Origin of the sequence: Dactylosporangium aurantiacum (assembly GCF_000716715.1) — a bacterium.
GTDB classification, from domain to species: Bacteria; Actinomycetota; Actinomycetes; order Mycobacteriales; family Micromonosporaceae; genus Dactylosporangium; species Dactylosporangium aurantiacum.
In genome coordinates this window covers 41,729-55,308 of sequence record NZ_JNYJ01000056.1, presented here as the reverse complement: position 1 = coordinate 55,308, position 13,580 = coordinate 41,729, and the positions used below count along the sequence as shown (strand labels likewise).

At 73.8% G+C, this 13,580-nt stretch carries 10 protein-coding genes; 1 reads left to right on the top strand and 9 read right to left on the bottom strand.

The features are described from left to right. Positions 1-362: 362 nt before the first annotated feature. Both OP18_RS51650 and OP18_RS43380 read right to left on the bottom strand, forming a co-directional pair. Entirely contained in the window at positions 363-3,251 is a 2,889-nt protein-coding gene (locus OP18_RS51650; protein ID WP_245635734.1) for a glycosyl hydrolase, read from the bottom strand. 177 nt (positions 3,252-3,428) lie between these two features. Further along, positions 3,429-4,007 (bottom strand): TetR/AcrR family transcriptional regulator, encoded by a 579-nt coding sequence (locus OP18_RS43380; RefSeq protein ID WP_033365160.1) that lies wholly within the window; start codon positions 4,005-4,007, stop codon positions 3,429-3,431. A gap of 55 nt (positions 4,008-4,062) precedes the next feature. Here OP18_RS43380 and OP18_RS43375 point away from each other — a divergent pair, with 55 nt between their 5' ends. Next, positions 4,063-4,581: an FBP domain-containing protein gene (locus tag OP18_RS43375; protein WP_033365159.1), complete on the top strand. Its 519-nt coding sequence runs from the start codon at positions 4,063-4,065 to the stop codon at positions 4,579-4,581. 4 nt (positions 4,582-4,585) lie between these two features. Here OP18_RS43375 and OP18_RS43370 read toward each other — a convergent pair whose 3' ends face one another. Genes OP18_RS43370 through OP18_RS43340 form a run of 7 tightly spaced genes read right to left on the bottom strand, consistent with a single transcriptional unit; the run spans position 4,586 to position 13,527 of the window. Continuing rightward, a complete protein-coding gene (locus OP18_RS43370; RefSeq protein WP_033365158.1) occupies positions 4,586-6,511 on the bottom strand; it encodes a response regulator in 1,926 nt (641 codons plus the stop codon). Further along, the gene (gene cheB / locus OP18_RS43365) at positions 6,493-7,539 is read right to left on the bottom strand and encodes a chemotaxis-specific protein-glutamate methyltransferase CheB (RefSeq protein WP_033365157.1); all 1,047 of its coding nucleotides are present in this window, start codon (positions 7,537-7,539) and stop codon (positions 6,493-6,495) included. The genes OP18_RS43370 and cheB overlap by 19 nt, the downstream gene beginning before the upstream one ends. Further along, a complete protein-coding gene (locus OP18_RS43360) occupies positions 7,536-9,659 on the bottom strand; it encodes a hybrid sensor histidine kinase/response regulator (RefSeq protein WP_245635733.1) in 2,124 nt (707 codons plus the stop codon). Before OP18_RS43360 ends, cheB begins: the two co-directional genes overlap by 4 nt. Continuing rightward, positions 9,656-11,134, bottom strand: coding sequence for a HAMP domain-containing methyl-accepting chemotaxis protein (locus OP18_RS43355; protein ID WP_033365155.1), 1,479 nt, complete (start codon positions 11,132-11,134; stop codon positions 9,656-9,658). Before OP18_RS43355 ends, OP18_RS43360 begins: the two co-directional genes overlap by 4 nt. Further along, complete coding sequence (locus tag OP18_RS43350; RefSeq protein WP_081971606.1) at positions 11,131-11,724, bottom strand: chemotaxis protein CheW; 594 nt, start codon at positions 11,722-11,724, stop codon at positions 11,131-11,133. Before OP18_RS43350 ends, OP18_RS43355 begins: the two co-directional genes overlap by 4 nt. Further along, entirely contained in the window at positions 11,721-13,088 is a 1,368-nt protein-coding gene (locus tag OP18_RS43345) for a CheR family methyltransferase (protein ID WP_033365154.1), read from the bottom strand. Before OP18_RS43345 ends, OP18_RS43350 begins: the two co-directional genes overlap by 4 nt. Beyond that, a complete protein-coding gene (locus OP18_RS43340; protein WP_052388205.1) occupies positions 13,078-13,527 on the bottom strand; it encodes a chemotaxis protein CheW in 450 nt (149 codons plus the stop codon). The genes OP18_RS43345 and OP18_RS43340 overlap by 11 nt, the downstream gene beginning before the upstream one ends. Positions 13,528-13,580: the final 53 nt, after the last annotated feature.

Sequence of the window (13,580 nt, the reverse complement as noted above, 5' to 3'; positions counted from 1 at the left end):
CGACCACTCCGCCGCCGAGACCGACCACGTCTTCGCCGCCGAAGGCCAGGAGTCCTACAGCGCCACCGAGTTCAGCCAGATCGACGCCCTGCGCGCCCAACTCGACACCGCCTTCGCCTCCGCCACCCAGCTCACCGCGAACTGACAACCGCACAGCTCCACCCAGCAGCGGTGCCGGTCGGCCTGAGAGATGGCAGGCCGGCACTGACTCACGGCGGGGTGGCGGGACGCCCGGCGGCCTGAGACCGTAACCGCCAGGCAGCGCAGCCCTCGACCGGTCATGACGAGCCGGCGGGACGGCCCGCCGGACGACGAACGGGCGGGCCTCCGTGATCGGAGACCCGCCCGTCGCGTGCGAACGGTCAGACGGTGTAGGGGATGGTCAGCGTCGACTGCCGGCCGTTGGCGGCGGAGGCGTCGATGCGGACCGTGGTGTCGGCGTTGCCGATGGCGTTCCAGACCTCCACGCGCACGCAGCCGTTGCTCATCGCGGCGAGGCTGCCGCTGGACGAGGCGAGGCCGACCGCCTGCGTGTACTGCTCCGTGCCCACGACCGGGTCGGTGGCGAAGTACCGGTAGGTCTCGACCCGCCCGTAGCTGCCGCCGCCGGTGAAGTCGTACGACACCCGGACCTGGATGCCCTGCCCGACCGTGTTCGCGGCGTCGACGTGCAGCGAGAAGGCCGTCGCGGCGCCGTTCGGCGAGCCGGTGATGCCGCAGGTCCGGTAGGTGACCGGGTTGTGCGGCGTGCCGTCGTAGTTGCCGTTGGCGGCGCTGACCGTCTGGGTGCCCGCCGAGGTGCCGGCGGTCGTGCTCAGCGCCGGCCCGCTGCGCAGGTAGAACAGGTTCGATCCGACCGGCGGGTTGGACGGCGGGGGCGACGACGGCGGCTGCGAGGACGGCGGGTTGGACGTCGGCGGCTGCGACGTGGGCGGCTGCGACGTCGGCGGGTTGCTGATCCCGCCGCCACCGACCCAGGTGTAGGCGCCGGTCGTCGCGGTCTTGCCGGCGGGCACGGTCAGCGTCCGGCCGTCGGAGAACGTGACGGTCAGCGGCGAGCCGGTCAGGTTCGACGCCACGTACGTCTTCGCGCCGTTCTTGCTGAACACCGCGTACAGCGGCGTGTTCGCGGTGACCGTCGTGTCGACCTGGCCGAGCGCGGCGAGGTTGCGCAGCCAGTGGAACGTGTGGGCCTTGCTCTCGCCCTCCTCCGGGGTGTAGCCGGAGTTGGCCCGGAAGTTCGCCAGTGCGGTGTCGCCGTCGCCGAGGGCCTGGAAGGACCACAGCACGTCCTGCCAGACGGTCGGCGGACCGCCGTTGTTGGTGACCAGCTCGTTCCAGTTGGTGGTGTTGTAGGCCGGCTTGTAGCCCAGGTACAGCGAGCCGCCGGTGATCGGCAGCATGTTGATGCCCTGGATCATCTCCGGGTCGGCGGAGAACCAGGTGGCGTAGGCGCCGCCGTCACCCCAGACCATGCCGACGGTGTTGTGCGCGAACGTGCTGGGGAAGTTCTGGTTGGACGAGTCGAACCAGTACTCCTGGATCGCCTGCGCCTGCGTGGTGTAGATGAACAGGCCGGCGTCGCGGATCGCGGTGTTGCCGGTCGCCTGACCCCACTGGATCAGGGCGTTGGCGAAGTTCATGCCCTCCGACGACGACTCCTGGTTGTTGCCGGCGAAGAACGCCCCGTGCCCGGAGGCCCAGTCGTGACCCGCGTAGATGTCGAAGTCCCGCAGGAACGGGAACATCGTGTCGCTGCGGTCGGGGTTGTTGGCGTCGCGGATGAGCAGGTTCACCATGCTGCCGTAGGCGTTGCTGGCGGCCCAGGCCGGGTCGAACTTCGCCAGGGTCGCGGCGGCGGCGATGAAGTAGCCGTAGTGGAAGTGGTGGTCGTTGAGCTCGCTGTCCGAGCCGTACGAGGCGGGGTAGCCGATCAGGGTGCCCCAGTTGGCGTCGTACACGAACAGCCGGTTCGCCTCCCCGGAGCTGGCGGTGAGCCAGTTGGTGAGCCGGGTGCGGATCGCGTTGAGCAGCGCGTCGCGCTGGGCCGTGCGGCCGAGCTGGTCGGCGATCTCGGCGAGGCGGGCGGCGCGGCCGAGGCCCTTGCCGGTCCAGTAGGTGTCGTCGCCGAACGCGGCGAGCGGGTCACCGGACGCGGCCTGATCGAGGTAGCCGCCGAGGGTGGCGAGGTCGGCGCCGCTGCTGTCGGCGACGGCCGGGATCTCCGGCAGGACCCCCTGGTACTTCATACGGGTCGTGAACGACGACACGCCGGTGAGGTTCTTCATCGCGCCGCGCGCCGAGACGTAGGTCTGCGCGATCGGGGTGGCGCCGGTGAGGCTCTTCCACTGGTGCGGGTAGAGCGACACGACGGTGCCGGTGCCGCTGCCCTCACGGGCGGTGGTGGTGAACGCGTAGGTCGCGTTCACGCTGCTCGTCGCGGCGTTGTACGCCCAGCTGACCCTGGTGTTGGTCACGTGGTTGTGGGCGTAGGTGCCGTACGTGTTGGCCAGCGCGGTGCGGTCGGCGGCGGGCGTGGACGGGGTCGTCGGCAACAGCGCCACCGAGTAGTAGTCCTTGCCCGCGAGGGTCGAGGTGATGGTGCTGCCGCTGACCGTCCAGGTGGCGCCGGTCGGGGCGTAGGCGACGTAGTCGTGGCCGCGGACGGTGAAGCCGATGCGGGCGCCGCTGTTGGTCCACACGGTCGGCGGGCCGCCGAAGGTCAGCTGCGCGCTGCCGCCGCTGGTGCGGGCGTACACGAACGGCAGGCCGTGCCCGATCGTGGCGCGCAGCGTGCGGGCGCCGTCGGACCAGTACGGGGTGACGGTCCAGTCGGTCCAGCCGTCGACCTTGGTGTCGGGCGAGTTGAGACCGGTCACGCCCAGGGTGAACTCGGTGGTGTACGGGAAGTGGTACTCCCCCACGCCGGTCGCGCTGCCGGAGATCGACGCCTCGGTGGTGTAGCTGACGCCGAGGCCGTCGTTCGCCGGCTTGAAGGCCATGGGGTGCGCCACGAGCGGCTCGGAGTAGGCGCAGTTGAACTTCTTCCACAGCAGCGAGGACCACCAGTCGTTGGTGGGCACCGCGCCGGCGGGGGCGTTGGCGGTGACCCACTGGCGGGGGTTCGTGCCGATCGATCCGCAGCCGGCCGGCGGGGCCTGACCGGCGGGGCGGGTGGTGGCGTAGCTGCCGGAGCCGAGGGTGGCGGCGTCGGCGCTCTGCAGGGCGAGGAAGGTGACCGCGGTGCTCACGAGCGCGAGCGCGGCGGCACCAGCGAACCAGGGTCGGCCTCGGGTAAGGCGCATCGGGCGGGACTCCGTTCAGAAGTGGCGGCTTCCTGGGGTCCTGGTGATTTTGGCCACCCGCGCTGACCATTGTCAATGGTCAACTTCTGAGAGCGCTCTCTCGCGTGCCTTCCACCTGCGGTTTTACGCTGAGAGCGCTTCCCGCCAGCGGGACAGCAGGAGGTGCAGCGCGGCCACCGCGCACCCCCAGGAGGCCTCCACGTCGCGCGGGTCGTTGAAGCCGCCGCGCCGCTCGAGGTCGACGAAGCCGTGCAGGGTGCTGCGCAGCAGCCGCACCGCGTCGGTGGCGTCGGGCTCGTCGAGGCCGTAGCCGCGCAGCATCCCGTAGGTCAGCTCGATCCCGCGCCGCGACCCGGCGGCGCCGGCCACCACGTCAGGGTCGACCGGCTGCTGCATCGCCGCGTACCGGCCGGGGTGGGCGCGGGCGTAGCCGCGGTACGCGTCGGCGAACGCGACCAGGGCGTCGCGGCCGGACCGGCCGGCGACCGCCGGACCGAGCAGGTCGGCGAACTCGGCGGCGGCCAGCAGCGCCACCCGCGCGCGCAGGTCGGCGATGCCGCGCACGTGCGAGTAGAGGCTGGCGTCCTTGACCCCGAAGTGCCGCGCGACGGCGGACACCGTCACCGCGTCGAGGCCCACCTCGTCGGCCAGGTCCGCGGCGACCCGCGTCACGAGGTCGGCCGTCAGTCCCGCACGTCTCATGCTAGGCACAATAGTCAGTTGCCTAGGGATATTAGGCATCGGTACCGTCGGCGCCGTGAGACCTCTGAGCGAGACCGACATCCGCACGTCGTTCGTCAACTGTTCCAAGGGCGAGGCCAAGCGCCTGGCCCTGCCCCGCGACCTGGCCGAGCGGCCGTGGCCCGACCTCGACTTCCTCGGCTGGCGCGACCCGGGCGCCCCCGACCGGGCGTACCTGGTTGCCCCGTGGCCCGCCGCCGGTGGCGCGGACGGCGGCGAGGACGGCGTCGTCGGCGTGACGCTGCGGCTGGCCGCCCAGCAGCGCGGCTTCCTGCACCGCAACATGTGCTCGCTGTGCCTGACCACGCACGGCGGCAACGGCGTGTCGCTGATGACCGGCCGGCGCGCCGGGGAGGCCGGGCGGCGGGGCGACTCGGTCGGCGCGTACATCTGCACCGACCTCGCCTGCTCGCTCTACGTGCGCGGCCGCAAGACCCCCGACACCGGCACCCGCCTCAAGGAGACCCTGACGGTCGAGGAGCAGGTCGAGCGCACCCGCGACAAGCTCACCGCGTTCCTCACCCGCCTGCTGTAGCGCCTCAGGGGTCCGGCAGGGTGAAGGAAAAGGTGGCGCCGCGGCCCGGCTCGCTGTGCGCCCAGACGCGGCCGCCGTGGCGGTCCACGATGCGCTGCACGGTGGTCAGGCCGATGCCGGTGCCGGGGAAGTCGCTGTTGTCGTGCAGCCGGCCGAACGGGCGGAACAGCTGGTCGGCGCGCTCGGTGGGGAAGCCCGCGCCGTTGTCGCGGACGTAGAACGCCGAGCGCGACCGGCCGATCTCGATCCGCGGCGACGCGGCGCGGCCGGTGAACTTCCAGGCGTTGCCGACCAGGTTGATCAGCACCGCGCGGACCAGCTCCCCGTCGCACCGCGCCCGCATCCCGGCCTCGACGGCGACCTCCACGTCCCGGTCCGGGTCCCGCTGGCGCAGCTCGTCGACGACGTCGGCGGCGAGCGCGGAGAGGTCCACCTCGGTGCGCTGGATCTGGCCGCGGTTCGCCCCGGCCAGCTGCAGCAGCGCGTCGATGAGCGCGTTCATCCGCTGCGCCGCCTTGTGGATGCGCAGCACCAGGTCCACGGGCTCCCGGTCGGTCCGCTCCTCCAGCAGCAGCTCGCTGAAGCTGAGGATGGTCTGCAACGGCGAGCGCAGGTCGTGGGAGACGGAGCCGCTGAACGCCTCCAGCTCCCGGTTGCGCCACTCCAGCTCCTCGACGAGCTCGGCGCGGGCCTCGGCGATCTGCCGGGCGGCCCGCTCCTCGGCCGCCTCCAGCTCCCGGCGCATCAGCTCGTCGCGGATGCGCCGGTTCTGCTCGTGCAGCTGCTGGCGGCGGAGGTGGGCGCGGAGATGGGCGCGCAGGGTGCTGACGCCGTCGTCGCGGCGCACGTAGTCGTCGGCGCCCGCGGCGAGGCAGTCCAGCAGCGTGTCGCCGGTGCCGAGGCCGATGACCGGCATGTCCCGCAGACCGGGCACCGACCGGATCCGTGAGCACAGCGCGAAGCCGTCCACGCCGGGGGTGTCGACGGCGAGCACGACACAGCCGGCCGGCTGCACGGCCAGCATGGCGAGGGCGTCGTCGGCGTCGGGCGCGGCGACCGGCTCGTACCCTTCCTCGCGCAGCTGCTCCGCCGCCCGGTCCAGGTACCCCCGGTCCGGGTCGACGAGCAGCACCTTGACCTGGCCGTGGAACGGGCCGGCGGCCGGCAGCGGCACGCCGGCGCTCTTGCGCAGCACCGCGGCGAGCTTCGCCAGCACCACGGCGAGGCTCTCCTGCTTGCGCACGAAGGCGTCCGCGCCGGCGTCGAGGATCTGCAGCTCGGTCGCGTAGTCGTCGGCCGCGGTGAGCAGCAGGCACGGCACGTTGCGCAGGGTCGCGTCGAGCCGGACCCGGCGGATCACGGTCGCGCCGTCGATGCCGGGCAGCACCCCGTCGACGATGATGGCGCTCGGCGGGCGGGCGGCGGCGGCCCGCAGCCCCTCCTCGCCGCTGGCGGCGGTGTGCACCTCGTAGCCGGCGGCGTTGAGCAGGCCGCGCAGCTCCTCGCGGAACGTGAGGCTGTCGTCGATGACCAGCACCGAGCGTTCCGCGGGCGTCTCGGCGCCCTGCCGCAGCAGCTCCCGGCTGCGGGCCACCACGGCGTGCGCGTCGTAGGGCTTGCCGACGTAGTCGTCGGCGCCGTGCCGCAGTCCCCGCAGCCGGTCGCTGACCTCCGCCTCGCTGGACAGCAGCAGCGCCACCACCCCGGCGTGGCGCGGGTGGGTGCGCAGCTCGCGCAGCAGCTCGACCCCGTCGGCGTCGGGCAGCAGCACGTCGAAGAGCGCGACGTCGAACTGTTCGGCGTCGAACGCGGCGCGCGCCTCGGCGCCGCCGGCGCACAGCACCGTGCGGAACCCGCCCTCCTCGAACGCCTCGTGGAGGTCCATCCGCACGGTCAGGCTGTCGTCGACGATCAGGACAGTGCTCGCCATCCGACCTTCCCCGTCAGGCTCGCCGCGATCTGGTCCGGTGGCAGGACCTCCACCGCCGCGTGCAGCGTCACCGCCTCCTTCGGCATGCCGTACACGACACAGCTGGCTTGATCCTGCGCGTACGTGTGGGCGCCGGCCCGGCGCATCGCCAGCAGCCCCTCGGCGCCGTCGCGGCCCATGCCGGTCAGCAGGACACCGGTGGCGCCCGCGCCGACCTCCGCGGCGACCGACTCGAACAGCACGTCGACCGACGGCCGGCAGGAGTGCCGCGGCGGGCCGGCGTTCAGGTGCAGGTGGCCGCCGCGGACCGTCAGGTGCCGGTCCGGCGGTGCCATGACGACCTTCCCGGCGACGGACTGCAGGCTCTCCCCGCCGCGGGCGTACCGCACGTCGTGCCCGGTCTGCTCGGCGAGCCAGCCGGTGAACGCCTGCGCGAAGGACTCGTTCGTGGACAGGTGCTGCACGTACAGCAGCGGCACCATGAACCCTGCCGGGACGCCGCGCAGCAGCGTGACGATGGCACCGGGGCCGCCGGTCGAGGCGCCGATCGCGACGAGGTGCCGCGGCGGGTGCCGCACCCGGGCGGCCGGCGCGACCGGCGCGGCACCGGCGGCGGCCGGGCGGTGCCGGGTCACCACCTTGATCCGGGACACCACCTTGACCGCGGTGCGCAGCCGCGCGGCCCACGTGTCGTCGGAGGCGTCGCCGCGCGGCTTCTCCAGCACGTCGACGGCGCCGGCGGCGAGCGCGTCGTAGGTGGTGAACAGCTCCTGCCGGGACGCGGAGCACACCACGAGGATCGGCGTCGGCTGCGCCGCCATGATCCGCTCGGTGGCGTCCAGGCCGCTCATCACCGGCAGCACCACGTCCATGGTGATCACGTCGGGCCGCAGCCGCCGGCACAGCTCGACCGCCTGCGCCCCGTCGACGGCCTCGCCGACGATCTCGAAGCCGTGCCGGTCGGTGAGCGCCTCGCGCAGGCACTGCCGCACCGTCGCGGAGTCCTCGACCACCAGGACCCTGATCACGGCGCCCCCACCAGCTCGCGGATGTGACCGAGCAGCTCCTCCTGGTCGAACTCGGACTTCACCATGTACGCGCTGGCCCCGGCCTCCGCTCCGCGCCGGCGGTCCTCGGCGGACGCCCGGGAGCTGACCAGGATCGCAGGTGTCCCGCGCAGCACGGGGTCCGCGCGGGTGACGGTGACGAACGTGAAGCCGTCCATGCCGGGCATGTCGATGTCGACCAGGAACAGCGCGTACCGGCGCGACTTCACCCGCTCCAGGGCCTCCTCCGCGGAGGCGGCGAGCTCCACCTGGTAGCCCGCCGACTCCAGGATGCTGCGCTCCAGCATCCGGGTCGTGAGCGAGTCGTCGACGACGAGGATCGGGTCCCGGGCCGGGGCGCTCGCTTCGGTGCCGTCGCCCTCGGCGCCGCCGCCGGCGACCCGGCCGGCCGCGGCGGCCAGCCCGTGCGGGTCGAGCACGATGCGCGGGTTGCCCTCCGCGTCGATGGACAGCCCGCTGACGACGGCACCGGCCGGTGCGAGGTCCGGCAGCGGCCGCACGACCAGCGCCGACGTGCCAAGCAGCCGGTCGACACCGACGGCGACGGTGCGCTCGCCCGCGGTGAGGATGACGGCGACCGCGCCGCCGGCCGCGGCCTGCCGCTGCGCCGGGACGAGCACCCTGGCCAGCGGCAGGTACGCGATGACCTGCCCGTCGTGGGCCAGCGCACCCGCGGCCACGGCGGCCGCCGCCTCCACCGCGCCGAGCAGCACGCACGTGCGTACCGTGTCCAACGGCAGCGACGCGAGGGTGCCGGCGGCCTCCACGACCAGCCCCGACAGCGACACCAGCGACAGCGGCACGACCAGCTCGACGGTGGTGCCGCGGCCCGGGTCGGTGCTGACGCTGACCTCGCCGCCGAGCTGCTCGGCGACGTCGCGGACCGCGTCCAGGCCGATGCCGCGCCCGGAGATGCCGGTGACCTCGCCGGCGGTGCTGATCCCGCCGTGCATGAGCAGCCGCATCAGCTCCCGCACGTCGGCCTCCGCGCCGGAGGTGACCAGTCCCCGGGCCTCCGCCTGCGCGCGCACGGCGCCCAGGTCGAACCCGCGGCCGTCGTCGCGGCACCGGAACGCGGCGTTCGTGCCGCGGCGGTGGACCTCGACGCTGACGCGCCCGGCGGCCGGTTTGCCGGCGGCGAGCCGCTCGGGCTCGGTCTCCACCCCGTGCGAGACGGCGTTGCGCACCACGTGCAGCAGCGCGCCGGCGGCGAGGCTCAGCACGTGCGGGTCCAGCCGCAGGTCGCCGCCGCCGCTGTCGAAGACGACCTTCTTGCCCTCGGCGGCCGCGGCGTCGTACACGGCGCGGTGCAGGGTGGTCAGCACCGTCACCACCGGCACCAGCCGGAGCCGTTCGGCGCGGCCACGGATGTCGTCGAGCTCCCGCTCCACCTGCTCGACGGTCTCGGTCAGCTGCCGGCCGAGGGCGGTCAGGTCGGCGGCGAGCCGGGTCACCATGGCGGCGCTCCGCCCGTCGGCGCCGTCGTGCCCGCCGCGGATCCGCAGCTGCTCGGTGATCGCGTCGGCGGCCCGGCGGGCCCGGTCGACGGTCGCCACCTGCCGGCGCAGCGGCGCGAACCTGGCGTGGGCCTCACCGACCGCGTCGAGCAGCTCGTCGATGTCGGCGCTGTCGCCGCGGACCGGCGCCGCGGGGGCCGACTCGGCGGCGGCCGCCGGCGCGGGCGCCTCCGGGGCCTGCGGCGCGTCCATCCCCGGGGCCTGCGGCGCGTCCGCCCCCGGGGGCCGCAGGGCACCGACCAGGATCGTCAGCCGGTCGGTCAGGGTGAGCAGCGCGCCGACCGTCTCCGGCGGGACCGGCACGGCGCCGTCGCGGTGCGCGACGAGCAGCTCCTCCACCTCGTGCGCGGCGTCGGCGATGTCGCGCTGCCGCACGACCCGGGCCGCACCCTTGAGGGTGTGCGCGTGCCGCAGCAGCCGGGCGACCGGCTCGCGGTCCGCGCCGTCCCCACCGTCGCCGGTCAGGTCGAGCACGCCCTGGCTGAGCTGGTCGACCAGCTCGCGGGCCTCGATCCGGAAGTACCGCAGCGGGTCCCTGGCCACCGCGGGGGTCGGCGCGGTCAATGGCGTCCGGCGCCCGCGGCGACCAGCTTGAGCAGCTCACTGGACAGCCCGGCGAGGTGGGTCGCGGTCTGGCGGGTCTGCACGGCGCTGGACTCGCTCTCCTGCGTGACCCGGGCCGTGTCCGTCACCGCGACGTTGACCTGCTCGACCGCGGTCGTCTGCTGCTTGGTGGACAGCTCGATCTCCCGCGCCGACTCGGTCGTGGTGGCGACCAGGTCCGCGATCTGCTGGAACGACGCGGTGACCGCGTTGAACTGCCTGGTGCCCGCGTCGACCGCCTTCGCGCCGGTCTCGGTCGCCATCACCGTGGTGTTCACCGCACCGCGCACGTCGTCGATGAGGGCCCTGATCTCCTTGGCGGATCCGGCGGTACGGTCGGCGAGCTTGCGGATCTCGTCGGCGACCACGGCGAAGCGGCGGCCCCACTCCCCCGCGCCGGACGCCTCGATGGTGGCGTTGATGGCCAGGATGTTGGTCTGCTCGGCGAGCTCGGAGACCAGGTCGACGACGCCGCCGATCTGCTGCGAGCGTTGCCCGAGCTCCAGCATGTGCTGCACGATCAGGTCGACCTGCCGGCGGATCGCGGTGATCGAGTCGCGGGCCTGCTCGATGGTCGCGTCGCCGGAGCTCGCGGCCGTCGCGGTCTCCTCGGCGATCTTCGCGACCCGCTGCGAGCCCTCGGCGATCTGCCGGGACGTGATGAGCAGCTCCTCGATCGTCGTGGTGATCTCGCTCATCGCGGTGGCCTGTTCGCGGGCGCCCGTCGCCTGCTGGCTGGCGGCGGCCTCCAGCTGCGCCGAGGAGCTCTGGATGTGCCCGACGGTGCCGGCGACCTGCCGCCCGAGCGTGCGGATGAGCAGCACGGCGATCACGAGGCCGGCCGCGACCGCGAGGACCGCGATCACGATCACCGTGATGATCGCCGTGCGGGCCGTGCCGGAGGAGGCGTCCCGCTGCCGCAGCAGGTCCTGGCGCAGCAGCGCGGCGAGCGCGGCGATGTGCTGGTTGAGCGCCTCGCGCTGCGGGACCACGGTGTCCTCGAACGCCTCGGAGATGCGCTGCGCGGGCACCGACGGGTCCTGCCGCAGCGTCATGACCGCCTGCAGTGCCGTCTCGTGCCCCTGCTCGGCCTGCACGGCGAGGGCGAGCAGGTCACGCTCGCGCTGGGTGGCGGAGACGTCGCGCAGCACCTGCACCGCCCGGTTGAAGTCGGCCCGGGCGGCGGTGATCTCGGTGACGAACCGGCTGTCGCCGGTCAGCAGGTACCCGCGTGAGGCGCTGCTCTTCGTCTCGACCGCGACCCGCAGCTGCTGCGCCTCGACCAGCCCCTGCACGCCGATGTCGATGACGTGATCCTTGCCGGATACCACGGTGTCCAGCGCGCCGACCGTCACGCCCCCGGTCAGCAGCGTCAGCAGCACGACGGCTGCGAAGCCGCCGACGAGCTTGCGGCCGAACGTCAGTTGTCGCCTCATCGTTCCCCGTCTCCCGCGGTGGTGCCGGTCAGTCGTCGGATCGCGGCCCGCACCGCCGGGACGTCCACGATCGGCCGGGCGCCGCCGTCCAGCGGGACGATGCCACGCAGGCAGCCCCGGGGACCGTGGCCGGTCGACTCCTCGACGATGGCGTCGCTCGGTACGCGCAGGTGCCCGTCCAGCTCCTCGAAGGCGAGCGCGACGGGCGGCTCGCCGGCGGCGAGGACCAGCCAGCGGGCGGTCTCGGGGACGGGGTGGCCGAAGACGGCGCCGAGGTCGTAGACGGGCACGATCGAGCCGCGGAAGCTCGCCACGCCGCGCAGGGCCGGCAGGGGGCCGGGCAGCCGGGTCACCGGCCGGTCCGGGAAAAGGCCGGCGGCCTGGGTGAGGCGCAGCGCGTACCGGTGGCCGCCGACGCGGACCGCCAGCAGGTCGTCGAAGCCGGTGACCTGCTCGCGGTGCGGGTCGGCGAAGGAGCGGTCGAACGAGTCGCGCAGCTGCGCCAGGCGCTGCCGCAGGTCGGCTTTCCCGGCGGCCTGCTGGTCGGGCTTCGCGGTGACCTCGCGGGTCGCGGCGTCGGTGGTGCTCATCGGGCGGCGGCCAGTTCAGCGTGGCACAGGGCGATGAGGGCGCCCCGGCCGAAGCCGCCGCCGAACAGCAGGATGCGCTCGTCGCTCTCGTGCCGCAGCAGGGTCACGGCGCGGTCGAGCTCGCGCTCGGCGGTGCCCAGGTCGCCGCGGCGGCGGGCGATCAGCCCCAGCCGCAGCCGCGGCATGGCGAAGCCGGCGTCGAGGTGCGCGGCCATCCGGTGGTGCTCCAGCGCCGTGGCGGTCTCGCCGTCGCCTTCGAGGCACTCGGCGAGCAGGTGGTGCGCGTCCGGGTTGAGCGCGTCGCGGTCCAGCAGCCGGCGGCACACCGCCGCGGCCCGTCCGGTGTCGCCGAGGTGGGCCAGGACCGCGCCGCGCACGAGCATGACGTCGGGGCGGTCGGCTTCGGCGGTACCGATGCCGTCGAGGGCCGCGAGGGCGTCGCCGAAGCGCTCCTCCTGGACCAGGTGCAGGACGTGGTCGCGCTGGCGGGGCTGGTGGTGGACGCGCCGGCGGACGGGCTGCGCGGGCCGCGGTTCCGGGGGCTGCTGGTGTCGTACGCCCTTCTGGTAGTAGAACGTGCCGTGGCTGTGCTGGACCGTCAGGGCCGGCGGCCGGCTGCCGAGCGTGTCGGTGTGGCCGAGGAACAGGTAGCCGCCGGGTGCGAGGGCGCGGGTGGTCCGGGCGACCAGGGCGGCGGCCGTGGCCGGGGTCAGGTACATCAGCAGGTTTCGGCAGAACACGACGTCGTACGTGTCGGGGGCGAACAGCAGCGGGTCGTCGTTGGCGGCGTTGTACTCCAGGAACCGCACCCGGCCGCGGAGCCGCTCGTCGATCTCGACGCCCTCGGCGACGGTGCGGAACCAGCGGTGCTGCGCGGCGGCCGGGGTCTCCCGCAGCGACCACCGCGAGTACCGGCCCGCCGCGGCGACCCGCAGCGCGCCGCGGTTCACGTCGAGCCCGGTGATCGACACGTCCCAGCGGGGGTCGACGCGCTCGGCCGTGACCATCGCCAGGGTGTACGCCTCTTCGCCGGTGGAGCAGCCGACCGACAGCAGCCGCAGCACCCGCTCGGCGGACCGGGCGCGGACCCGCTCCGGCAGGACGACCTCCGCCAGTACGTTGAACTGTTCGACGTTGCGGAAGAAGTACGTCTCGTTGATGGTGACCGCCTCGGCGAGCGCGGCCAGCTCGTTGCTCCAGGCGGTGCCGAGCCGGTCGAGGTAGCCGCGGCCGGACAGGCCGTGCTGGGTGGCGCGGGCGTGCAGGATCTCGGCGAGCTGCGGGTCGCGCGTGTCGTCGAACGTCATGCCGAGCCGCTGCGCCAGCAGCCCGCGCAGGCGCGTGATGGTGTCGTCACGCCGCATCGGGGGCCGCCCTGAGCTCGGTCGCCGGTCCTGCGCCGCGCAGGAACAGCAGTGGCCTGGAGTCCAGCACGCCGACCGCGGCCACGAGCCGGGTCGCGGCGGCGGCGAGCATCGGCGGTGGCGGCCGGCCGGGGTCTGGTTCGACCGGCAGGACACCGCGGACGGGCCCGGTGGCGTACGCGAGCGGACCCTGCTCGGTGCGGGTCGTCACGAACCGGCACGGTGCCTCCGCCGCCGCCCCGAGCAGGCGGGCGGTGTCCACGACCGGGACGGCCAGCCCGCGGATCACGCTGACGCCGAGCAGGACGTCGGCGGTGCCGGCGAGCGGCTGCACCGGCAGCGGCCGGATCGTCTCCACCACGTCGCGCAGTGCGAGGGCACACAACAGGTCGCCGACGCCGAAGACCAGCGACAGCCCCGTGACAGCGGTGTTCGCCACGCGATCATGATATGCGGCAAAGGTCGGTTTTTTACCGCTATCGGGTGAGGCGG